The organism is Marinobacter caseinilyticus (assembly GCF_011074955.1).
Taxonomy (GTDB): domain Bacteria; phylum Pseudomonadota; class Gammaproteobacteria; order Pseudomonadales; family Oleiphilaceae; genus Marinobacter; species Marinobacter caseinilyticus.
Genome location: NZ_WUQJ01000011.1, coordinates 26,409 through 49,732 on the forward strand (window position 1 = coordinate 26,409; position 23,324 = coordinate 49,732).

General features: G+C 58.4%; 20 protein-coding genes. 4 read left to right on the top strand and 16 right to left on the bottom strand.

Annotated features, from left to right (window positions below; all coding sequences use genetic code 11):
* Positions 1 to 4: 4 nt before the first annotated feature.
* From sufC to GRX64_RS04020, 3 genes are all read right to left on the bottom strand, one after another.
* A complete protein-coding gene (sufC, locus tag GRX64_RS04010) occupies positions 5 to 766 on the bottom strand; it encodes a Fe-S cluster assembly ATPase SufC (RefSeq protein ID WP_166263905.1) in 762 nt (253 codons plus the stop codon).
* A gap of 53 nt (positions 767 to 819) precedes the next feature.
* Complete coding sequence (sufB, locus tag GRX64_RS04015; RefSeq protein WP_166263906.1) at positions 820 to 2,268, bottom strand: Fe-S cluster assembly protein SufB; 1,449 nt, start codon at positions 2,266 to 2,268, stop codon at positions 820 to 822.
* A 299-nt stretch (positions 2,269 to 2,567) separates the two neighbouring features.
* A complete protein-coding gene (locus GRX64_RS04020; RefSeq protein WP_166263907.1) occupies positions 2,568 to 3,014 on the bottom strand; it encodes a hypothetical protein in 447 nt (148 codons plus the stop codon).
* A gap of 628 nt (positions 3,015 to 3,642) precedes the next feature.
* On the opposite strand from GRX64_RS04020, the gene GRX64_RS04025 reads away from it, so the two are divergent.
* The gene (locus tag GRX64_RS04025) at positions 3,643 to 4,560 is read left to right on the top strand and encodes an AEC family transporter (RefSeq protein ID WP_166263908.1); all 918 of its coding nucleotides are present in this window, start codon (positions 3,643 to 3,645) and stop codon (positions 4,558 to 4,560) included.
* A gap of 64 nt (positions 4,561 to 4,624) precedes the next feature.
* Here the strand turns inward: GRX64_RS04025 and GRX64_RS04030 are convergent, their stop codons facing one another.
* From GRX64_RS04030 to GRX64_RS04070, 9 genes are all read right to left on the bottom strand, one after another.
* Positions 4,625 to 5,464, bottom strand: a complete 840-nt coding sequence (locus GRX64_RS04030; protein ID WP_166264123.1) for a cation diffusion facilitator family transporter — start codon at positions 5,462 to 5,464, stop codon at positions 4,625 to 4,627.
* 199 nt (positions 5,465 to 5,663) lie between these two features.
* Positions 5,664 to 7,187 carry an FAD-binding domain-containing protein gene (locus GRX64_RS04035; protein WP_166263909.1) on the bottom strand — a complete coding sequence of 508 codons (1,524 nt, stop codon included), beginning with the start codon at positions 7,185 to 7,187 and terminating at the stop codon, positions 5,664 to 5,666.
* Positions 7,184 to 7,327, bottom strand: a complete 144-nt coding sequence (locus GRX64_RS04040; protein WP_166263910.1) for a DUF2256 domain-containing protein — start codon at positions 7,325 to 7,327, stop codon at positions 7,184 to 7,186. The genes GRX64_RS04035 and GRX64_RS04040 overlap by 4 nt, the downstream gene beginning before the upstream one ends.
* Positions 7,328 to 7,437: 110 nt before the next feature.
* Complete coding sequence (locus GRX64_RS04045) at positions 7,438 to 8,721, bottom strand: sensor histidine kinase (RefSeq protein WP_166263911.1); 1,284 nt, start codon at positions 8,719 to 8,721, stop codon at positions 7,438 to 7,440.
* Positions 8,718 to 9,452, bottom strand: a complete 735-nt coding sequence (locus tag GRX64_RS04050) for a response regulator transcription factor (RefSeq protein WP_166263912.1) — start codon at positions 9,450 to 9,452, stop codon at positions 8,718 to 8,720. Before GRX64_RS04050 ends, GRX64_RS04045 begins: the two co-directional genes overlap by 4 nt.
* A 4-nt stretch (positions 9,453 to 9,456) precedes the next feature.
* A complete protein-coding gene (locus GRX64_RS04055; protein WP_166263913.1) occupies positions 9,457 to 10,923 on the bottom strand; it encodes an ArnT family glycosyltransferase in 1,467 nt (488 codons plus the stop codon).
* Positions 10,910 to 11,917, bottom strand: a complete 1,008-nt coding sequence (locus GRX64_RS04060; RefSeq protein WP_235937516.1) for a glycosyltransferase family 2 protein — start codon at positions 11,915 to 11,917, stop codon at positions 10,910 to 10,912. Before GRX64_RS04060 ends, GRX64_RS04055 begins: the two co-directional genes overlap by 14 nt.
* Before the next feature lie 25 nt (positions 11,918 to 11,942).
* The gene (locus GRX64_RS04065; protein ID WP_166263915.1) at positions 11,943 to 12,326 is read right to left on the bottom strand and encodes a GtrA family protein; all 384 of its coding nucleotides are present in this window, start codon (positions 12,324 to 12,326) and stop codon (positions 11,943 to 11,945) included.
* A gap of 84 nt (positions 12,327 to 12,410) precedes the next feature.
* Entirely contained in the window at positions 12,411 to 14,405 is a 1,995-nt protein-coding gene (locus tag GRX64_RS04070) for an LTA synthase family protein (protein WP_166263916.1), read from the bottom strand.
* Between the two features lie 249 nt (positions 14,406 to 14,654).
* On the opposite strand from GRX64_RS04070, the gene GRX64_RS04075 reads away from it, so the two are divergent.
* The gene (locus GRX64_RS04075) at positions 14,655 to 16,343 is read left to right on the top strand and encodes an HAD family hydrolase (RefSeq protein WP_166263918.1); all 1,689 of its coding nucleotides are present in this window, start codon (positions 14,655 to 14,657) and stop codon (positions 16,341 to 16,343) included.
* A gap of 164 nt (positions 16,344 to 16,507) precedes the next feature.
* A complete protein-coding gene (locus GRX64_RS04080; protein WP_235937514.1) occupies positions 16,508 to 17,095 on the top strand; it encodes a DUF2845 domain-containing protein in 588 nt (195 codons plus the stop codon).
* On the opposite strand, the gene GRX64_RS04085 is transcribed toward GRX64_RS04080, so the two are convergent.
* The 4 genes from GRX64_RS04085 to GRX64_RS04100 all read right to left on the bottom strand — a co-directional run bounded on the left by GRX64_RS04085 (position 17,040) and on the right by GRX64_RS04100 (position 22,363).
* Positions 17,040 to 18,311 (bottom strand): transporter substrate-binding domain-containing protein, encoded by a 1,272-nt coding sequence (locus GRX64_RS04085; RefSeq protein ID WP_166263920.1) that lies wholly within the window; start codon positions 18,309 to 18,311, stop codon positions 17,040 to 17,042. The two genes, GRX64_RS04080 and GRX64_RS04085, sit on opposite strands and share 56 nt — an antisense overlap.
* A gap of 124 nt (positions 18,312 to 18,435) precedes the next feature.
* Positions 18,436 to 19,968, bottom strand: a complete 1,533-nt coding sequence (locus GRX64_RS04090; protein WP_166263922.1) for a cryptochrome/photolyase family protein — start codon at positions 19,966 to 19,968, stop codon at positions 18,436 to 18,438.
* Positions 19,969 to 20,101: 133 nt separating this feature from the next.
* Positions 20,102 to 21,181, bottom strand: coding sequence for a fatty acid desaturase family protein (locus GRX64_RS04095; RefSeq protein ID WP_166263924.1), 1,080 nt, complete (start codon positions 21,179 to 21,181; stop codon positions 20,102 to 20,104).
* Between the two features lie 78 nt (positions 21,182 to 21,259).
* The gene (locus tag GRX64_RS04100) at positions 21,260 to 22,363 is read right to left on the bottom strand and encodes a ferredoxin reductase (protein ID WP_166263926.1); all 1,104 of its coding nucleotides are present in this window, start codon (positions 22,361 to 22,363) and stop codon (positions 21,260 to 21,262) included.
* A 366-nt stretch (positions 22,364 to 22,729) separates the two neighbouring features.
* On the opposite strand from GRX64_RS04100, the gene GRX64_RS04105 reads away from it, so the two are divergent.
* Complete coding sequence (locus tag GRX64_RS04105; protein WP_427901642.1) at positions 22,730 to 23,323, top strand: TetR family transcriptional regulator; 594 nt, start codon at positions 22,730 to 22,732, stop codon at positions 23,321 to 23,323.
* Position 23,324 lies beyond the last annotated feature (1 nt).

Here is a 23,324-nt window from a genome sequence, read left to right on the forward strand (position 1 = left end):
TCCTTTAGCTGGCTGTGGTTTCTTCGTTAACGCCGAGCCAGCTATAACCGCGGTCTTCCAGCTCAAGGGCCAGTTCGCGCCCACCGGATTTGACGATTTGGCCGCCGGCCAATACGTGCACGAAGTCCGGCACGATGTGGTTAAGCAGGCGTTGGTAGTGTGTGACCATCAGGATTGCGCGGTCTTTCGATTTCAGCGCATTGACGCCATCCGCCACAACCTTCAGAGCGTCAATGTCGAGACCGGAGTCGGTTTCGTCAAGAATCGCCAATCGGGGTTGCAGCAGCAGCGCCTGCAAAATTTCATTGCGCTTCTTTTCGCCACCGGAAAAGCCTTCGTTGACGCCACGTTTGAGAAAGCTTGGGTCGAGATCCACCTGTTTGGAGGTTTCCCGCGCCAGCTTCATGAACTCGGCGGCGTTCATTTCGGGTTCGCCACGGTGATGGCGCTGCGCATTCACCGCCGTGCGCAGAAATTGCATATTGCTGACGCCGGGAATTTCCACCGGGTACTGAAACGCAAGAAAAATGCCTTCGCGGGCGCGCTCTTCGGTGGCCAGATCCAGCAGGTTCTCACCGTCCAGCAGGACCTCGCCTTCGGTAACGGTAAAGGTTTCATTGCCTGCAAGTACCTGGGACAGGGTGCTCTTACCGGAACCGTTGGGGCCCATAATCGCATGAACTTCCCCGGCCTTGATCTCCAGGTTGATGCCCTTGAGGATTTCTTCACCCTCAACGGTGGCGTGCAGGTTTTTGATGCTCAGCATGAATCGGATTCTCTCTCGTTTAATCTGTCTGAATTCCTGGTCCGTCCGGCGGCTTAACCCACGGACCCTTCAAGGCTTACTTCCAGCAGCTTGCCGGCTTCCACCGCGAACTCCATTGGCAGTTCCTTGAACACTTCCTTACAGAAGCCGTTCACAATCATGGAGACCGCCTGTTCGGGGTCAATGCCACGCTGCCGGCACAGGAACATTTGCTCATCACTGACCTTGGAGGTAGTGGCTTCGTGTTCCAGCATCGCGCCCTTGTTCTTGCTCTCGATGTACGGGAACGTGTGCGCCGCACTCTTGTCGCCAATCAGCAGGGAGTCGCATTGGGTGAAATTCCGGGCGCCCTCGGCACCGGGGCCAAACTTCACCAGGCCTCGGTAAGCATTGCTGCTGTGACCGGCGGAAATGCCCTTGGAAATAATGGTGCTGCTGGTGTTTTTGCCCAGGTGAATCATTTTGGTGCCGGTATCGGCCTGCTGGTAATTGTTGGTCAGGGCCACCGAATAGAACTCACCGACGCTGTTTTCGCCACGCAGGATACAGCTCGGATACTTCCAGGTAATGGCTGACCCGGTCTCGACCTGAGTCCAGGAAATCTTGGAGTTCTTGCCGATGCAGGCGCCGCGCTTGGTAACAAAGTTGTAAATGCCGCCTTTGCCGTTCTCATCGCCCGGGTACCAGTTCTGGACGGTGGAATACTTGATCTGGGCGTCATCGAGTGCGACCAGTTCAACCACCGCGGCGTGTAACTGATTCTCGTCCCGCATGGGTGCGGTGCAGCCTTCAAGATAGCTCACATAACTGCCAGCTTCGGCGATGATCAGCGTACGCTCAAACTGGCCGGTATTGGCCGCATTAATGCGGAAATAGGTCGACAGCTCCATCGGGCAGCGAACGCCCTTGGGTACATACACAAACGTGCCGTCGGAGAAGGTTGCAGCGTTGAGACCGGCGAAATAGTTGTCGCCGGCGGGGACCACCGAGCCGAGGTATTTTTTGACCAGTTCGGGGTGCTCTTTGACCGCTTCCGAAATGGAGCAGAAAATCACGCCTGCCTTGGCCAGCGGTTCCTTGAACGTAGTTGCCACCGACACCGAGTCAAAGACCGCGTCGACCGCCACACCCGCCAAAGCCGCCCGCTCATGGAGCGGAATGCCGAGTTTTTCATAAGTGCGCAGCAGTTCAGGATCCACTTCGTCCAGGCTCTGGGGCATATCTTCTTTACGCTTGGGGGCGGAATAGTAGGAAATGCTCTGATAGTCCACTTTCGGGTAGTGGACATGAGCCCACTCCGGCTCCTCCATTTCGAGCCAGCGACGATACGCTTTCAGCCGCCACTCAAGCATGAACTCAGGCTCACCCTTGATCGCCGACAGGCGTCGAATAACGTCTTCGTTAAGGCCGGGCTCAAACGTATCGGCTTCGATTTCGGTCACGAAACCATGCTCGTATTCACGTTTGATCAGCTCGTTCACCTGTTTGTCGGTGTTCGCCATGATCGTCGCTCCGTATTCTCTCTCATTGGGGCGGCAAAGCCGCTCTCTTGCTGGGCCAGGCTCTAACAGGCCTGTGGCAGCAACTTTTCATCGTATTGGCAAGGTCCGTGATGCGGGCCTCGACAGTAATAGCCTTGGTGTACGTTATAGGAGTTGTTATTGGATGAGGCTTCTGACGACAGATTGTACAATATCAGACTAAATTAGTCAGGTATTAATTCCGGGGTCCGGCAAGTATAGCGTAAGACCCCCCGTCAGCACCAAGGCTGCACGGGGGCTATGGGGTGGATATCGGTTAGCTAATGGTCGACACGGTAGAGTGCGCCCAACTCGGTGGAGTAACTTACACCCACCAGTTTCCAGCCTTCCTTGGGCTGATAAAAAGTAAAGGTCCAGGCCATGGCGGCGGCCGGGAACTTCTGCAGCCAGACCACGTGATGGAAATGGTTGCCGATGGATTCCGACAGCACCTGATCGTAATCCACTGCATGACCGGCTTTGTCGGTGACTTTCTGGAAGTAGGTCTCCGCATCAGCGGCGGACTGGTCGAACGCAGATACCGATACACCCAGGTAAGGGCGAATGCTTTGATACGCCTGCAGCGTTTTGGTTTGCGCCAATTTGGCCATAAAGGCCTCGGTTTGGTCGGTCATGGCCTGACGGGTCGGCAATGATGGGTCGCTCTCCTGGGCGACGGCCCCGGTCGCGCAGGCGAAGACCAATGCAAGAAGCAGTCTTGGCAACATGTGAAATCCCTGGTGATGTTTGTTGTTGTCGGTGCAGGGCACAGTTTAATGGCTGCAGGCCACCATTTTCCATGGCAGCGGTCGCAAAGCCGGGATGTCGCGCGCGTGGACAAAACCAGCCGGGGCGGCCGTCGGACCTTGGAATGGCAGCGATACCTGGCTGTCACGGCAACACGCCAAACGCGGTCGCAACGGGGCTCGTACGTGCCCATGATTGGCGACAAACACGGTAACCATGCCCTTGGGTAGTGTTAACGGGTGGCGAAGCCAGCGTCCAGACTTGAGGCATACCGAGACGAGGTGTCGTCCGGCCCGGAGGTTGATGTCAGTGTGCCGGGCGACCTCCGTAACGAGATCCGTCACTCCTCATTCACAAAGGTGTGACTGGGTGTGTATTACCCGGTAATCCGACGACTCACTCCGCGTGCTGATGTCCCTGGCGATAAGCGATGAGTCGCTGGATCACAAGGGCCTGGCCGACATACTGCCGGCAATAAGCAACGCCCGGTTGATTCGGTCTCCGCAGAATGACGGAACTGGCGCCGTCCCCAGCCATCTTCGCGGCGTGTGTCTTGAGCGCTCGTGCTAGACTTCGGCGAGTCTTTAACTGATGCCTGCAGGAGCAACCATGACAGCGGCGTTGGCTTTGTTGTTCAAGTTAATTCCCCTGTACGTCACCGTCGCGATGGGCTGGGCTGCAGGGCGTTATCTGGAGGCCAGCGGTCGCCATATCGCCGGCATTATGCTGTACATGGTGACGCCGTCGGTGATTTTTTATGGCGTCATGAAAGCTCCGTTAACCACGGAAGTGGTTCTGCTGCCGCTGCTGACCTTTGGCTTGTCGACGCTAATCGGAGTGGTTCATCTGCTGATCGGTAAACGCCTGCTGACCGACGGCAGTGCCAATATCCTGCCGTTGGCTGCGGGCACGGGCAACACCGGGTATTTTGGTATCCCGGTGGCGTTGTTACTGTTCGGTGAGCAGGGGCTGGGTATCTACATCGTCTGTATGTTAGGCACCACCCTGTATGAGACCTCCGTGGGGTTTTATTTTGCCGCCCGTGGCCGCTATGGGGCAGCGGATTGTTTGCGCCGGGTGGCGAAGCTGCCCTCGGTGTACGCCTTTGCCCTGGCGGTTGTGCTTAATTTATCGGGGCTGACCATACCGGACGTATTTGAGCCCCTGTTTGACAACCTGCGCGGTGCCTACAGCGTGTTTGGGATGATGATTGTCGGCATGGGTATTGTCAGCTTGAGGGGGTTGGCCGGCAATCCGCGTTTTACCGGGTTGGCGTTTATGGGCAAATTTGTGATCTGGCCGATGACCGCATTGCTGTTGTGGTGGGTCGACAGCCGGTTTTTCCAGATCTATGACATCAACGTCTATCAAGCCCTGTTTCTGGTGTCCATCACTCCAATGGCTGCCAACACCGTGGTGATTGCCACGCTGCTGGATGCTTCGCCCCGTCAGGCCGCCGGCACCACCTTGCTGAGCACCCTGTTTGCGCTGGCGTTCATTCCCGTGATGGTCGCCCTGGTACTGTAATGGCGTTCTGGTGATGACCGCGCAGCAACGGGCACGGTCCGCCGGTGACAGGAACGGCGTCGGATCAGCAGTGCTCGCCGCCTGGGCAGTCGGAGTGTGTTCGTTCCCACTGGATGGTGACGTGGCCGATGTTGAAGTCGTGCGCGAGGGTATCCGAGGCTTGCCGGATCACGGCATCATCGTGGTCGGGGTCCGGTTTGACCAGGTGTACGGTCAGGGCATTTTCCGTCGTACTCAGAGCCCAGATGTGCAAATGATGAACGGCCTCCACCCCGGGTAACTGGTTCAGACAGGCACTTACCGCAGCGGTGTCTATGCCCCTGGGCACCGCGTCCACCGCCAGGTTGACCGAGTCCTTGAGCAACTGCCAGGTGCCGATAAAGATGATGATGGCGATGACCAGGCTGATGGCCGGGTCAATCCATTGCAGCCCGGTAAACAGGATTACGACACCCGCGATGACGACCCCCAGCGATATGCCGGCGTCGGCGGCCATGTGGAGAAACGCCCCCCGAATGTTCAGGTCGCCCTTGCGGCCGGCCATGAACAGCAACATGGTGGCACCGTTGATCAGTACGCCGATACCGGCCACCACGATCACCGTCAGCCCGGTCACTTCGGACGGATCCCCGAAGCGGCGAATGGATTCCCAGGCAATGCCTCCAACGGCCGCCATCAGGATGACGGCATTGAACAGCGCCGCCAGAATGGTCGTTTTTTGCAGGCCGTAAGTGGCACGGCTGGTACCCTGGCGCTTCGCCAGCCAGCTTGCACCCCAGGCCAGCAACAGCCCGGTGACATCACTCAGGTTATGGCCGGCATCCGCCAGTAGTGCCATGGACCCCGCCAACACCCCATAAGTCGCTTCGATGATCACAAAACCGAGATTCAGAACCACCGCCATCGCAAAGGATCGGTTGTGGGTGTCAAAGGTATGGCTATGAGAATGACTGTGGGAATGGTTGTGATGACCGCTCACGTTGTGGGTATCTCCAGTAGACTTCGGTGGCCGGAAACGCGGTATTAAAAACCCTGAAGTGACTACAGGGTCAAGTGCTTGGTCAATTATCACGTTTTCGTCGTCATGACCGCATCATACTGCATCAATCAAACAGTGATAATTGACCATCATCGGCCGCTTTGGATTTCGGTGCCTGGGGGCGTTGCTGTACCGGCCCCTTGCGACTGCCGTGTCGGGTAAGCACCCGACCGGTCTCCGCTGAACTGACGTGTCGCTGACGAAAGTCGCCAATGGCCTTGCGTGCAGCCCGGGCCGATTGTTCGTGGTCACACACCGGGGCGGTATAGGTGTTGCCGCCATAGTGCGCTTTTTGAGTCGCATTCATTTGCCAGGGTGTGTGAATCAGTTCGGCCGGTACGCCCGCCAACTCCGGCACCCAGCGTCGGATGAAGGCGCCGTCCGGGTCCAGCTTCTGAGACTGCAGCACGGGGTTGTAAATTCGCAAGGCATTGATGCCGGTTAATCCCGACTGCATTTGTGCCTGGGGGTAGTGGATGCCGGGCTCGAAATCGGTAAACAGCCCGGCCAGGTGCAGGGCCGGATCGCGCCAATGCAGCCAGAGTTGATAGCTGGCCAAGGCCATCAGCATGGCCCGCATGCGAAAGTTGATCCAGCCGGTGGCCCGCAACGCCCGCATGCAGGCATCCACCAAGGGCCAGCCGGTTTCACCCTGGCGCCAGCGGTCCAGACGTTCGACGTTGTTGGGCCCTTGCTTGAGCGACTCGAGGTCGCGATGCATGGCCCGGAACTCCAGCGCCGGTTCGTCTTCCAGTTTCTGGATAAAGTGACAGTGCCAATGCAGGCGAGAGCGAAAGCTGGTGAGGCTGCGCTTCTTACGCGGCAGACTGTTGGGGTGCAGCCCTGCAGCCTTCGATTGTTGGTAAACAGACCGCAGGCTGACCGTGCCGTAGGCAAGGTGCGGACTGAGCCGCGAGCAGGCCCGCTCAGCGGTATTCGGGCTGGAAATGTTGTATTGATAGCCCACGCAGCGCCGATCGAGGAACGAGGCCAAGAGTCGGTGACCCTGCTCGGTGCCGCCTTTCTGGCGATCAGGGCATTCGATATTGGTGTCGAAAACCGGCGCCATGAGCGCCGTGTCCGCGCGCGGCAAGCCGTCGGGCAAGCGCAGTCGTTCCGGTGCCGGCAAGGGCGTCTGTTGCATCAGCGCGGACCAGGCCTGGTCCCATACATCACGGTCTCGAAGTCTGCGCACCACCCCAAACTGCTGCCATTCCCGGAATTCGATCGCGTGTTCGGCGCACCAGCCGATGACTTGCCGGTCGCGGTCAAAGGTCCACTGGCCGCCGGTTTCCTGATGGCAAAACAGACGCTTTACGGGGACCTGGCGGCACACCTCCGCCAGCGTCTCGATGACGCTCCCCCGTCGCACGACCAAGTGGCCGCCAATGCGCCGCAGCTGGCGATCAAGATCGCGCAGGCTGTCTGCAACAAAGTCCCACTGTCGCGCGCTGGTGTCGGGCTGTTGCCAGTAATCCGGTTCAATGACGTAGAGAGGGACAACGGGTTCGCCGAGGCGAACGGCCTCCAGCAATGGGCCGTGGTCAAACACCCTCAGGTCGCGTTTGAGCCAAACGAGGGTGGTCATTCGGCCTGGCTCCGACGGCGACGGCAGCGCTCGCTGCAATAGCGTACCTCGTGCCAGTTGTTGGCCCATTTTTTACGCCAGTTGAAGGGGCGCAGACAGATAGGGCAGAGTTTGGCTGGCAGGTTGGGTTTCTGGTGCATGGTGTTATGTCGGCTTCCGGTCCGTTGTCCCGAGTCGTCGCGACGGAGAATTGGCTGGTTGGAATCTCTTACGCTGGAACGATCGCAAAAGACTACTACTGCGTGGCCACTCAGAGACCGGGTGCCGGCGACCGGAAGTCCACTTCCAGGACGGTGCCGGTATGATCGGATTGCACCACCGTCAGATGCCAGGCCATGCGTTCACAAATTAGCTGAACAATCAGCAGCCCGAAGCTGCTTTCCTGTGATGGCCTGGTGTGCTGACTGTTGGGCATTGTGAGGTGGTGGACCACCTTGCTGGGCAGGCCGCTGCCAAAATCGGTGATGCGCACGCCATTGTGGGTGAGCGCGAGGTGCACCTCCGAACGTGTGTGTTTGAGCGCATTTTGAATCAGGTTTCTCAGCAGCATGCGAACCAGCGCCGGGTCTGTGCGTAGAGTCAGGTCATGGTCCGATGGCAACAGGGTAACGCGCCCGGCCTGGTTTGGCTGGCTGCCGTCCAGTTCCTGGATGGCAGCCGACGTGCTGGTGCCAAGGCTCACGAGCCGGTTAGCCTGAGTCTCGTTGCCGCCCCGGGCAAGGGTGAGCAGTACCTCGACGTCCGACTGCATGTCGCTGGTTGCACGCCGAATGCGGGCGGCGGTGCGTTGGTCGGTCGAACTGAGGGTGCTGCGCTGCTCAATGACATCGAGAGCGCCCGAGATCACTGCCAGGGGGGTTCTCAGTTCGTGACTGGCCATTTTGACAAAAGCTTTCTCCCGGGCCACGAAGACTTCCAGTGCGTCCAGGAACCGATTGAACGCACTGGCAATATCCGCGTATTCGGATTCAGTGTAGTTGAGGGAAAGCCTGTCCATATTTTTACTGGGGGCGGTATTTTGAATTTGATGGGTCAGCCGACGCAGGGGTTGAATCAGTTTGCGGGCACTCAACTGCGACAAGACGAACCCGATCAGTGTAATCAGCAGTGCGATGACCACAATGGCAATTTGTGAGTACAGTTCACGGCTTTCCATCAAGGAGATGTCTTGCGCCAGATACAGTCGGCCGGCGGGTCGGCTCACCGGTTCCACCAGCACCAGGTAGGTTTTATCACCGAGCTCGACTTCCTCCGAGTATTGTTCGGGCAAGTCCTGAAGCAGCGCCGGCAACCGCTGGTCTGACGCGCCAGCGCCCAGGAAAAAGGCTTTCAGTCTGGCCGTTTCCCAGTGCTGGAAGTGCGGATTGGAAATCTGGTTCCTGAAAAATTTCTGCTCCTGTTCCAGTTCAATGTCGAGAATCGTTGATTCCAGATCACTGTACTGAAATTCCACCGCCATGAGCGACAGAAACACGGTGGCCAGGCTCACACCAAAGATAACCCGGTACAGCCGGGCGGACAGGGATTTCCTCATACCTCCGGTGCCCTGGTGGTCTCTGGTGGCTCTAACCGGTAGCCACGCCCGTGCATGGTTTTAATCAGGGAGTGCCCCAGGGTTTTAGACAGTGTCTGGCGCAGAGAGTAAATGTGGGTTCGAAGCGTGTGGGCATCGCCGTCATGGTCACCCCAGATGATTTCGCTCAGTGCCTCTCGGCTGATAAATCGCGGGTAAGCGCGAATCAGATTCTCAAACAGGCGAGCCGGAATGCCGCTGAGTTCGACGCAGTCACTGCCGCCCAGATCGACACTCAGGGCATCGGGGTCAAAATGGATAGAACCGGCTCTCAGGCCAACCGTTGATGGCGAATAGCGGCGGTGCAGGGCTTCCACACGAAGCTGGAGTTCGCGCAAATCAAAGGGTTTCACCAGATAGTCGTCGGCGCCACAAGTGAAGCCCTTTTCCTTGTCGGCGAGGGTGTCGCGAGCGGTCATAAGAATGATAGGCACCTGGGACTTCAGGTCGTTGCGAATGCGCTCGCAGATCTCAAAGCCAGACACGCCAGGCAGCATCAAGTCCAGCACGATGACGTCGTACGGGTGCGTTGCCAGCAAATGCAGGGCGGTCAGGCCATCGGCGGCAAAGTCCAGCTCGTAGCGGGGCTGCTCAAGAAACTCAAACAGATTTTCCGCCAGATCGATCTGATCTTCCACGATCAACAGGCGGATTTTACCCGTGGTAAATGATTCCACCGCTACTGGTTTCATTTCGTCAAACCCCTTGGTCATAGCCGGACTGGGTAAAAGTGAGCAGGACGTAGCGACGATTTTCCCGGAGGATGCGGGTTGATGCCGGTAACTGCTTCAGAACGCTCGCTTTGTCGTCGTGTGGCACCGCAAAAAAGTAGCGAGCATGGGTGCCATTTCGCAGCATATGAAGCACCTTATCAAGTGAAACTTCTTCGGCATCGCCTTGTGAGTAAAATTGCGCCGAAAACGGCCGTTTATTCAGATACAGCAGCCCGCTGTCGTCCGCCATCGCCATATGCTCGTAAGTGTTCACGAATTCCCGCTCGGTTTTCAGGCGGTTATCCTGAGCCAGAAAAGTAAGGGTTGCAGCCGTCACCAGCACCGGCACCGAGACGGTGACGGCGGCTAAAGCACGGTGTGCCATGGGCCGTTGCAACGGAACCTGGGCCAGGCCCTGGGCAATCAGCAAGGCACTGAACGGCAGCGACGGCAGGGCGTATGTCCACAAGGTATTGCCCGCCAGGGTAAAAAACAGCAAGGGGGCTAACGCCGCCGCCAACATCAAGCGCACGCTGTCATCTCGCAGGAACAAACCGAGGGTGAGTCGGACCGGGCGTCGGCACAGGCCCCACACCAGCGCGGCCAGGGCCAGCACGCCCCAGGGAAAACTGGCCCAGGTCCAGAAAGCCCAGATCATGCCTTTGGGTTGCACGTGTGCGCTGCCGTAGAGATCGCCGGCCCAGCCCGGGTCGATAAATCGACGGAAGTGCTCGCCGACGATGAAATAATCGAGGAAACCCGGGGTTTTAAGCTCCGCTGCAACGTACCAGGGCAACGACAGGGCCAGCGTGATCAACGTACCGCGAACCCAGGGCAGACCTCTGAGTGCAGTATGCCAGCGCCCGGTCCACAATGCCCAGAGCCCGACCGGTACGCCGGTCAGAACCACCGCCAGGGGACCTTTTGCGAGCAGGCCAATGGCCAGGCCGATAAAAAACAGCCAGCGCCAGCCGATTGGCCGGCCGGCGGCCACCTGACCAAAACTGACCAGGCTGAGCGTTGTGCCCAGAGTCAGCACCGAGTCCGTCATGACGGCCCCGGCGCTGATGTACGTCAACCCCATGGTGGAAAATATCAGCGCCGCCCATCGCCCAACCTGAGCGCCGCCGACCGCACGGCCGTAGCGCCAGATGAGACCGACAATCAGCAGCGTGGCCAGCCACGACGGCAGCCGGGCAGAAAATTCAGACAGCCCGAACGCCTTGATCGCCCCTGCCTGTAACCAGAACGATAGGGGCGGCTTGCCCCAGAACGGTACCCCGGGCTCAAACCAAGGGGTTACCCAGTCTCCGGTGACCACCATCAATCGAGCCACTTCCGCATACCGTGGTTCGGTGGTATCCACCAAGGGGAAAGTCACCATGGTAATCAAGCGGCTTAGGAGGACTAGCGCAAGTGCCCACAACCAAAGGTGATTAGGCTTTTGCATGAAGTTCACGCTCCTTGTAGCGGATCACCTCGGGCCTGACCAAGGTGTTTTGAGCGACCGTGTCCTGAATCAGGTACACCGGTCGTCGCTTGGACTCCATGTACGTCTTGCCGACGTACTCACCCACAATCCCGATACCCAATAACTGAATGCCGCCCAGAAACGTAATGATGGCAACTAGCGATGGATAGCCGGTGGGCGCATCGCCGAAAAAGAGCGATTTCGCCACAATCCATAGCCCAAACAGGGTCCCCAGGGAAGCGGCCACCAGCCCGATCATGGTTGCCCAACGTAACGGCGAAATGGAAAACGAGGTGATGCCTTCCAGCGCTAGTTGAATCAAACCAAGGTAGTCCCATTTGGTGCTGCCGGCGGCTCTGGGGGCTCGGTCGTATTCCATCACGACGGTGGGCATTCCAATCCAGGCAAACAGCCCTTTCATATATCGGTTGCGTTCGGTGAGTTGCAATAGCGCCTGAATGGCCCGCCGGCTCATCAGGCGGAAATCGCCGGTATCGACGGGGATGTCCGACTGGCTCACGCGATTCAGCAAGCGATAAAACAGGTGGGCGCTGGTGCGTTTGACCCAGGTTTCTCCCTGTCGGGACCGACGTTTCATCAGCACCACATCAACGCCGGACTGCCACTTTTTCACCATCTCCGGAATCAGTTCCGGCGGGTCCTGAAGGTCGGCGTCCATGACAATGACGGCCTCGCCCCGGGCGTGTTCCAGGCCGGCCGTCAGCGCCGCTTCTTTGCCGAAATTCCGGCTCAATCTGATCAGGCGGGCGGTCGGGTGGGTGCGCATCTGGTCGATCAGGTATTCCGGGCTGCCGTCCTCACTGCCATCGTCCACAAAGACAAGCTCATGACTGAGGTCGAGAGTGGCCAACGCTTGCGCCAGCCGCGCCAGGCAATCCGGCAGCACGCTGCGTTCGTTAAACAGGGGAACCACGATGCTGATGCCAACGCGGGGTGAGGATGCTCGGCCCATATCGGTGAGCGGCTGGGGGTGGGGTTCAGTCATTGAAAACTAGCCTCTTGAAGACACTGTAATTCAGGGCCGCAACCACCACGGTGGTGATCAGTTGCGCCGATACTGGCTGAAGACCGGCGTCCTGGTAGAGCGCATAAAACAGCAGGAGGTTGGTGGTCCACGCGATAACACACGACAACAGGTACCGGGGTAGCGTTCGGCGATGGGCTTTGCGGGAACGGAAGGTCAGTTGACGTTGCAGGGCATAGTTTGCACCGGCCCCGACAACACTGCCTGCCGCTGTGGCCCAAGCGGGCTCAGCCCCGAATAGAATCATCACTGACATGGCCAGCCAGTGCATGCCGGTTGCCAGCCCTCCGGAAACTACAAACCGGAAGGGCTGGCGACGGCGCGCGATTTCGGACATTGGGACCACGGGTTCTGTTTTCATCGTGGCGGCAGGATAGTGCAGTGAGGATCAGGTTTTCGTACGGGAGACGTCAGGAAAATGTCAAAGTAAGTCGTATTTCTGTTCCCGGTAAAGCCACAGTGGCAACAGCGAATGCGCCAGCGCCTTGTGTATTTGCGCCTGCGTTGGCGGTTCAGTCTGGTATTGGGTTGTTGTGGTTTTCGGGTCGTAGTGGCCGCCCAAAGGCGGCTGATCGGGGCGTAACACAGTGACCCGGAAGTCACCCTCCATCCAGGCGTAGTAGTCGTTAAACTGCATCATCGCACGGCCGGTTTCACCGGGCTTGAGCCGAGTCAGGTCGTTGCCCACCATGGGGTGGTGGCTGTTGAGCCCCATCAACGAAAGCAGGGTTGGGGCCAGGTCAATCTGGCTGGTCAGAGTCTGGACTTGCCTGGGTTCGATATCGGCACCCAGAATCAATCCGGGAATCTGGAAGTTTTTAATGGGTACCAGTTCATTGCCCCACACCCGGGCATCGTGATCCGCCACGATCAGAAACAGGGTATCTTGCCAGTAGTCGCTGTTGCGGGCCGTATCGATGAATTCGCCGAGCACGTGATCGGCGTATTTAACCGCATTATTGACGGTGTTCTTGTCCGCGTCGTAAAGCGCAATACGACCGTCCGGATACTCGAACGGAGTGTGGTTGGAAGACGAGAACACCAGGCGGAAAAAAGGCTTGTCTTGAGCGTGGAGTGCCTGCAGTTGCTCATGGGCCTTGTTGAACAAGTCCTCGTCGCTGACGCCCCAACTGCCGGTAAAGACCGGTGCCGAATAGTCCACCTCGTCCACAATGTGGTCAAAACCGTTGCCCGTGAAGAAGCTGCGCATGTTGTCGAAGTGCGCCTCACCCCCATAGATGAATCCGGTGTCATAGCCGCTGCGTTTGAGCAGTTCGCCCAAGGTAAAGAAATGGTTCTGTGCCAGCGACAGTTTGACGACACTGCGGGCTGGCGTCGGCAGGTAACCGGAAATCACCGCCTCGATGCCCCGCACCGAGCGGGTGCCGGTGGCATAGAGTTGTTTGAACCACCACCCGTCCTGGCTCAGCCGTTCAAGGTTTGGCGTCACCGCCAAGCCGCCCAGGCTGTCGACAAATGTTGCTCCCAGGCTTTCTTCCAGCACAATTACCAGGTTAAGCGGTCGTGCGCGAACTCGAGTGGCGGTCTGCTCATGGAGTGTCGGATAAGTCTTATTCGGATAACTGAAATTCTTCAGCCAGGGGGCGCTGCGAACCTGCTCCAGAATGGCTTCATTGCTCATGGCGCCGTAGGCATCGCCTGCGTTGGCCTCATGCTTGAGGTTGTAGATGGCGTGGAACACCGACCAGGTCGAGTTGAGCATCAGGGAGTTGACCAGGGCGTCGGACGTCAGCGCAAACATGGCGGGGTTGGCAGGCCGGTGGTCGGTAGTCGAGCGCACGCCGGCAAACACCAGCACCACCACCACAGGCCAGGCCAGCAGGGTGTTCCGGTACCGCGGCACACGAGTCTCCCTGAGCCAGGGTTTCAGCAGTTTGGCGACCCATACGACACCTGCGATACTGGTCAGCACACCGATGATGACCGTGGTGCGGAAACCATGCCAAAGCGTTGAAAAGACCTCTTTGGGATAGCGAAGGTACTCAATGAACAGCCGGTTGGGACGCACATCGTATTGGGCAATAAATGTGGGTGTCGCCAGTTCCATAAACAACAATAAGGCAACACAGAACAGCACCCAGGCGTAGGAAAAGCGCTTCCATGCGGTCCAGGTGTAGCGATGCGCGAGCACGGGTAACAGCAGCAATGGCAAAGCGATGAACAGGCCCGCCTGGATAATATCAACGCGCAAACCGTGCAGAAAAATCGATGGCCAAACCTCAGTCGGCGCCACGCGACCGAGCTGCCACATCACCAACAGTCCGCGAGACAGCCCCAGCACCAGCAGGGCCAGGCACAGCAGTTGCAACAGCGGAGCATAAGCCCCGGACCAACGAAACGCATGGCACCAGCGTTGGGCCAGCGTTTTATTTTCGATGTCAGTAACAGCGGTCATGGATAACCCGTATCAATTGAACGTTCGTGCTGAGGCGCGAAGTCGCACAAGCGGCGACGCCAGCACCCGGATGGCGGAATGTTACCGGCCATACTGTCAGGCCGACGTAATGAAAAAGTCAAAACCATGTCAAAGTCATGGCATCAAAAAGGCGTCTGTTCTCGGGCATGGAAGTTTGGCGGTCGACGCGAATTTGAGTTTTACTAACCCATGGGGTACAGCAGGTTGTGACGTTCAGAGGACGATGGGATGACGCGATTTTCCGATTCGATCCACCCACCGGCGGTGATGCTGTTCGATTGGCATGGCACCCTGGTGGATACCCATGACGCCATGTTCAGTGCCATGGAAGATATGCTGCCCCAGCTTGAAGACCTGGGCCTGGTGGGGCGGTTGTTGCCAGAGGCCCGGTGCAAGACCGCGGACGACGCCCGGCTGGTGCGTTACATCCGGATATTTCGGCGCCTGCACCCGCGCATCCTGGCCGAGCGGCGGGTATCAAGGACCGATATTTTCAATGCGATTTTCGGGGAGGACCGCGACGCCAAATTGATTGCACATGAAGCCTACAATCACTGCTACCGGAAGTATTTTGGCCAGGTAAAACCGTTTCAGGAGGGCATGCTGGAGTATCTTCTGGCGTGTAAAAAAATGGGCGTCAAGTTGGCGGTGGCCACCAACCGTAACCGGGAATTTCTGGATACCGAAATCAACACCGTGGATGACGGCCGCTGGGTGGGGCTGTTTGATGCCACCGTGTGCGCCGATGATGTCACCCACTATAAGCCCGACCCGGAGGTCGTGATCAAAGCACTGGAGCAGCTGTCGTTGCCGGCCGATGCATCGGCCTGGTACGTGGGCGACAGCTACGTTGACATGATCACCGCCAACAACGCCGGTGTGACCGCCATTTTCTATAACGGCGCCGGCTGGGAGCCGGCGCGGGTGGACAGTTGGTTCAGCACCCGGGAAGCCCCAAGGGCCATGCTGGACAGTTTTGACGACCTGATGGATTGTCTGGACGCCATTGAAACCCGCGCGCCCGGGAATTTTATCATGCCCCCCTGGCAGGCCCGCCCGGATCATCACCCGGCGCCCAGGCCGCCAGAGCCCCGGATAGAGCCCGATTGGCACCCGGCCGTCGCCAAACTGATCCGGCCCGCGGTGGTGCTGTTCGACTGGCATGCGACCCTGGTGGATACCCTGGACGCCATGTACCACGCCGTTGATGACATGCTGCCGGATTTCCATGGCCTGAAACTGATGGACCGCATGGTCACCCCGGAGGATAGCAAGACACCGGAGGATGCCAGGCTGGTGGAGTATATCCGTGAGTTTGCCAAGCTGCACCCCAAGGTCAAAGCCGATCGAAAAATTTCCCGGACCGATATTTTTGAGGTGTTGTTTGGCGATGATGAAGACGCCAAACAAATTGCCCACAAGGTGTTTAACCAGCATTACCGCAAACACTACGGCAATGTCGCTGCGTTCGAGCCCAGGGTCAGGGATGTACTGGAGGGCCTGATTCGGCTGGAGATCAAGGTGGGAGTGATTACCAACCGGGATCGCGAATTTTTTGAGCATGAGCTGGCAGCTGTGGAAGGTACCGGCTGGACTGAGTTATTCGACACCGATGTCTGCGGTGATGACACCCCATTGCGCAAGCCCCACCCGGATCAGCTGTTGCTGGCGGCCGAAAATCTCAACTACCCCTCTGGTCCCAGTGTCTGGTACGTCGGTGACAGCACCACCGATATTATCGCCGCCAAAAGGGCGGGCATGACCGCCGTGTTTTTCAATGGTGCGCAATGGGATCTGCCGTGGTTGCATAAGATTTTCCCCGGTACCCGACGCCACCCGGACAAGCCGGATGTGGTGGTCAACGATTTTTCTGAGTTTTGGGCGTTGGTGCTGGCCTGCGAGGTGGGGCCGCCCTGATCCACGGCCGGTGTCCGGTCGGTTCGGGGACGCCAGCACGCCAACCTTTGCATTAACTTTACGTGCCCGGTGGCTTCTCCTCGTCTTTGGGCGCCGTAAAATAGGACCCATGGGGTCGGCACAACAGCACGGTGGGCGATCAGGGTTTGTAGCAGGAGGCACTTATGGCCGAGCAAAGACCAGCACTGTCGATAACGATCGCCGGCGTATTGATGTTGGCGCTGGCCATGACCGCACAACACGCGGCGGCAGCCTTCCGATGTGGCACGTCCTTGGTGGATGTGGGCGATTGGCCGGCAGAAGTCGAAGAGCGGTGTGGGGCACCGGATTATGTGGCGTCCTATCCTGCGGTGGTTGTCGCGGGGTTGGGAGTGGTACGAGACATCGAGCATTGGTACTACAACCCCGGCCCCCAGGGGTTTATCCGACGGCTGGAATTTCGGGATGGCCTGTTGCGACAGGAACGCAGCCTGGGCTATGGGTTTCTGGGCGAGACCGCGGGCAACTGCGCGCCGGCTCGGTTGCAGGAGGGTATCAGTGAATTTGAGCTTATTGCCCGTTGTGGCGAGCCGTTGTCCCGGCGTACCCGTTGGCACTCGGTGTCCTCCTCCCGGCATCACGCCGGCCAGGTGGCAGCCGTGATGCCGGTGCAGGAATGGCTGTTTGAATTTGGCGATCAGCGTTTCCGCCGCCTGGTTACTTTGGAGAACGGTCGGGTGGTTCGGATAGAAACGAGGAAAAAACCCCATTGACCTTACGCAACGCTCTTTCAATGTCGATGCCGATGGCAATGGCGCCCAGAAAACGGCCGCGTTGATCGTGGACGGGCGCCGACGCAGTGACCTGGAAGCCCCTGACCGAGGCATCGTAACTGAGTGGGCTCATCACCAGGTCGCTCGGCGCGAGGGCTAACGTGGCCTGGAATTTTTCCTCATCCCCTTGCCAGTAATCCGATGTCAGCCGGCTCAGGGCGGTGATTGCCCCCTGCGCATTCATAGCAAAGACCTCAGTGACAAGGCCGCCGGTTGTGTCCTGCCACGCCCGCAGATCCCCAGACGTCGGGCGCTCCAGCAATGCTTCGGCTAATACCGAGGCATTGTCGGGCGCGGTGGCCTGCCACCGGCTATCGAGACTCAGTATCTCGCTGAGTGGCATGTCGGTCTGACTCATGGCCAGGTTGGCGGCGATGTCGACGGTGTCTTGGAGGTCCGCCAACAAGGTGTTGGCCAACGCTTGCACGGTTGTTTCTTCCTGCTCGCTGAGCTGGAAATCGACAGACACACAGCCACTCAGGTTCGCGTTAAAGGTCGGTAAAAAATCCGGGTGCCGATCAACAAAATGGTTGTCCAGATAGAGACTGAGAGGCGCAAAACGGACGAACTCGGTGGCGAGTGTCCGCAATTGCGTTTGTTGTTCCGGTATCATGTCGCTGACATGGAATTGCATGGTCCGCCAGTCCATCATGATGGCATCCACCCGGCCGCGGAGCAGGAGTTGCAGCAACTGTTTGATGGATGTCACCTGCAGTAACCTGCTTTGGTGAATGGCGTGCAGCCAGTTGGCTTCATTGCTGCCGGCGATAACACCGATCCGGGCGTCCATCAGGTCCCTGATGGGCTGAACGGAAAAGAGGTACCATTTTTCCAGCGCAATGGGCGAGCTGAGTTTGGCGAATTGGTTCAATATCGGTGATTCGTCCACCGCAAAATAGCCATCGACAGCGTGATTGCGCAGGGAAAGCACCGCCCGGTTCTGTGGCACGACCTTGACTCGAATGGTCCAGCCCATGGCTTTTGCAGCGCACTCGATCGTATTCACCGTGGTGCCGGACACGGCATAATTGGCCATCAGGTGGTCCGGGTTGATCTGATACGGCGGCGCGTGAAAGGTATAGAGATCGAGCGTCTGGGCGTGCGCAGGCGCTAGGAGCAAACTGGCAACCAAGGCGGCATAAAAACGGAGGTCCATCGTCCATCCTTACTGTCACGTTTAAGCAAAAACCGTCCCGGTAATCCGATATAGCCGATCGTCTTCTGTCAGCGGCGGGTCCGCCCAAAGTCCGCCAACAGATAGCTCAATAGTAGGCAACCCTTTAGAGAGAATCCAGATTTTCCAGCAGCCAGTCCGCCCGCGCCAGCAGCGCTTTGCGCCGCTCCGGTTGTTGCTTGTCCCAATTGCGGTACATCATGCCCATCCGCGGGTTGTTGCTGAACGCGTCCCGATGGCGGTTGATAAAGTGCCAGTACAGTGCGTTGAACGGACAGGCGTCGTCTTCGGTGGCCCGGTTCACATTGTATTTGCACTGGCTGCAGTGATCGGACATGCGGTTGATGTACTTGCCGCTGGCGGCATAGGGCTTGGATCCCAGGTAGCCGCCATCCGCGTGCATGACCATCCCCAGGGTGTTGGGCAGTTCGACCCAGTCGTAGGCGTCGGCATAGACCGCCAGATACCAGTCGCAGATCTGTTCCGGAATCACGCCGGTGAGCAGCGCGAAATTACCGGTCACCATCAGGCGCTGGATGTGGTGGGCGTAACCGTTGCGCCGGGTGGCGTCGATGGCTTTGTGCAGGCAGCGCATGCCAGTGTCACCGGTCCAGTAGAACCAGGGCAGGGCGCGGGTATTGCCGAGCCGGTTTTCGCGGCCGTAATCCGGCATATGCAGCCAGTAGATGCCCCGGACAAACTCCCGCCAACCAATGATTTGACGGACAAAGCCTTCGACCGCGTTAAGCGGAGCCTGGTTGGCGTAGTAGCGCTGAACCACCGCCTCGCACACCATCAGCGGGTCCAGCAGCCCGCAGTTGATGTAAGGTGATAATACGGCGTGAAACAGCCAGTCTTCGCGATCCGAGATCGCGTCCTGATAGTCGCCAAAACACGGCAGGGCAAAATCCAGGAAGTGTGCCAGGGCCGCTTCCGCTCCCGCTCGGGTGACAGCGAAATGAAAGTCGTCAGTGCTGCCGAAGTGGTGTTCAAAGTGAGTATTTACTTCTTCAATAACCTCTTGGGTCAGCGTATCCGGCTCCACTCGAAAGGGCGCCGGTGCCGGCGGTTTGCCCGTCCACTTGCGACGGTTGTCACTGTCGAAGTTCCATTGGCCGCCTTCGGGTTGCCCCTCCGGCGTCATCAGTAGACCGGTTTTCTTGCGCATTTCCCGGTAGAAAAACTCCATCCTCAGCTGTTTGCGGTCTCTGGCCCAGTCGGCAAAGACCTGTTTGCTGGCAATGAAGCGGTCGTCCGGGCGGATGTCAACGGGGATGGCCAGGGTTGTGTGCCACTGCCGGATGTCCTGGTCCAGGCGCCATTCGCCGCATTCTGTGGTGACGATTTTTGCCGGCTGCACGATGTGGGCGTAGTGGCCCACCACCGCCTGCAGTGAGGTCAGATCACTGTCGGGCTGGTAGCGATGGTAGTGAACGGTCCAGCCCTGGGTCCGGAGTTCTTCGGCAAAATGCCGCATCGCACTGAACAGCAGTGTCAGCTTGATTTTATGATGATTGGTGTAGGTTGCCTCGTCGTAAACCTCCGCCATGACAACGACGTCGGTGCCGGGGGCCGCATCGACCAGTGCACTGAGGTCGGGAGTGAGCTGATCGCCCAGCACAAGAATCAGGTTTGCCATAGTCGTCGCTCCGATGTTGTCCCCCGAATACGTTAACCGACCGGAGTCAGTTCAATCGGTCGGCCAGATACGCGTTTCCGGAAGGCAACAGGAAGGCGCACTCAAGGCAATATAGAGCGCCGATAGCCCGAATTCACGCCGTCTGGGGTGAAAGCTTCAGCCGGAGCTTGTCGGGCAGGGAATACTGCGCAATGCGTTTGAGCACCGTGCCGTACTGCCCGGCAAAGCTGCCGGTGTTGTAGTGAATGCCGTACTTCTTGCACACCGCTTGCACCCTGGGGGCGATTTCCGGGTACCGATGGGCCGGTAGGTCCGGGAACACATGGTGTTCAATCTGATGGCTCAGGTGGCCACTCAGCATGTGCACAAATTTACTGCCGGTGAAGTTGCTGGAGCCGGTCAGCTGGCGCAGGTACCACTGGCCTTTGCTCTCGTTCTCACACTCGGCCTCGGTAAAGGTTTCCGCATCTTCCGTGAAATGCCCACAGAAAATCACCGTGGACGACCACAGGTTACGGATCAGGTTTGCGCTGATGTTGCCTGCCAGGACAATGGGCGCCACTGGCAAGGTCAACAGCGGGAAAAACACATAGTCCTTGAAACCCTGGCGCCCGCCTTTGCGGGCATACTCTTTGAGGAACTGTTTCTTCTCGGAGAGGCGGATCTCACCACGACGAATGCGGTCGAATTCCAATTCGTGCAATCCCACACCCCATTGGAAAAACACGGTCAGCAGTATGTAGTTAATGAACTGCAGGCTGTGAGCCGGCCGCCACTTATGGTCATCATTCAGACGCAGCAGGGCATAGCCGTAGTCGCGGTCCTTGCCGATGACATTGGTGTAGGTGTGGTGCTCATAATTGTGCGTGCGGCGCCAGGAATCTCCGGTGCACACTGTATCCCACTCGTAGGTCTGGGAATGCAGTGCGGGGTCGTTCATCCAGTCGTATTGCCCATGCATGACGTTGTGGCCGATCTCCATATTCTCAATGATCTTGGACAACCCCAGGGAGGCCACCGCAGCCGTGAACACGGGAGGGATGAAACCAAGCGGCATCATCAAGCGGCCGCCCACCGCCAGGGTGCGATGCAATCGGATAATCCGCCGGATATAGCGGGCATCGCGGTCTCCGAGGTCCGCCCGGACTTCATCCCGGATGGCGTTCAAATCCTGTTCAAGGCTGTTGAGCTGTTCGTGGGTTAACGTCTTCATGTCTGTTCTCCTGGCGCCGGCGATATAAAGACCGGGCGCTGACTAGGGGGTGGCAACTAGCCGGTGCGCGAAAGACCGTCAAATGTCCACGGATACCGGACCCTGTGGCACCGAAATGCACAGTTGAATGGTGTCCTCTCCGGGGCCCGAAGCCTTGCCGGTCAGGCGGTTGACCACGGTGCCGCTGGTTTTCCTGCAACTGCACTGGTGGCATACGCCCATGCGGCAGCCGTGACGGGGTGTGAGGCTGGCCGCTTCGGCAATGTCCAGCAGCACGGCATCACCTTTTGAGGTGACCTGGATCTTACTGCGGCTGAAATGAACCGCACCGCCCAGTGCATCGCCGTCCAGCGCCGCTTTCGGCACGGCGAAGAACGTACTGTGAATCCGGGCCTGATCAATGCCGCGCTGGACGAGCAGTTCCTCGGCAATGTCCATCAGGCCTTTGGGGCCGCAGAGATAGCATCGGCGAGCCGCCACATCGGGAACCCGGTCCAGGAGAGTCGTGCTGAGGTGCTCGGGATGTTCGCCCTCATCGGTGGCAATGATGTTCAGGGTCAGTGCGGGCCAGCGTTGGCTCAATGCGGTCAGGGTTTCGGCGGCGATGATGTCCGCCTGTGTGCGAACAAAGTAAAGCAATGTCACCGGCGCCCGGTAGTGGCTCGCAGCCAGGGTCTGGAGCTGGCTGAGCACCGGTGTGATACCGCTGCCGCCGGCGATGTACAGCACCGGTTCCTGAGTCTCGGGAACCCGAAAGTCGCCGAAGGCCTCACCTATGCCCAGAATGGACCCGGTGCTCACATTGTCGTGCATCCAGTTGGTCACGAGGCCGCCGCTCAGGCGTTTGATGGTAAGGCTCACAGACCCGTCAGCCGCCCACTGTCCTGGCGCGCTCGACAAGCTGAACGTGCGGTTGTATCGCACACCGCCAATGTCGAGCCCGATGCTCACGTGCTGGCCGGCTTCAAAGCCGGCCCAGCGATCGGCCGGTCGCAGTACAAAGGTTTTGGTGTCGGCGGTTTCATCCACCACCGACTCCACCAGCGCCGGAACGTATTGGCGAACCCATAGTGGGTTGATGCGTTCCAGTAGGGGGTCAAAAAAAGCAGCCGGATCGTCCCGGTTGAAAAGCTGCTTGCCCAGCCAGCGTAGGGGGGTGTTTTTTTCCAGTAGAGACAGCATGGTTTTCCTCTCCATGTGTACAAGTGTTCACAGTATGTGTACGACTGTACACATCGTGAGGGCGCGCTGTCAATTAACTCTTTTTATTGTGATCGTTTTGTTTTAAGTCTTTGTAATAAATGAATATAGAAGTTTTTATTGGGCGCGATTGATAGGTGGGGAAGTCGAAATTCAGTGATTGCGGCCCGAAATGACAGGTGGCAATTCCGCGAACAGGGGAAAATGTGTACACTTGTGTCTTTTCTCGTGGCGGTGTTGGCGCGGCGGCGAACCCCCTTTGGCGGCGATAGACGGTTGGGACAATAATGGTGTACCGAAGTGGTAGATAAACGACGACCCAAGCCAGGGGAAACCCACGACAAGCTGATGACCGCAGCGCTTGCCCTGGTCGGCAAGGGCCGTCATTTTGCCAGCCTGGGGATTCGCGAAGTGACGCGCCAGGCGGGTGTGGTCCCCACCTCGTTCTATCGGCATTTTCGAAACATGGACGATTTGGGTCTTCAGCTCGTTGACGAGCTGGGTCTGGTGTTACGCAAAATGATGCGCGAGGCTCGGTCCAATGTGTTGCAGGCCGACAAGCTGATGGCCGAATCCGTTGCCATTTTTGTCAGTCACGTTGAGGCTAACCGCAGTTTTTTCTTTTTTATGGCGCAGGGCCTGGCAGGGGAAAGTCGTGCGGTGCAGGACGCCATCCGCAGTGAAATGCGGTTTTTTGCCAGTGAATTGGCCAACGATCTGCGCCGGATGCGAATGGTCGATCATCTCAGCGACGGTGACCTGGAGTTGACCTGCGATCTGGTGGTGCGCAGCGTCGCGTTCAGTTTGACGGACCTGCTCAGTGTGTCACCCGACGATGAGTTCCAGATCGATCAGATCAAACAGCGCACCACCCGGTTCCTGCAACTGATATTTGTTGGGGCGGCGCACTGGCAAAGCAGTGGCCGCCCTCGCCGGGCCTGAC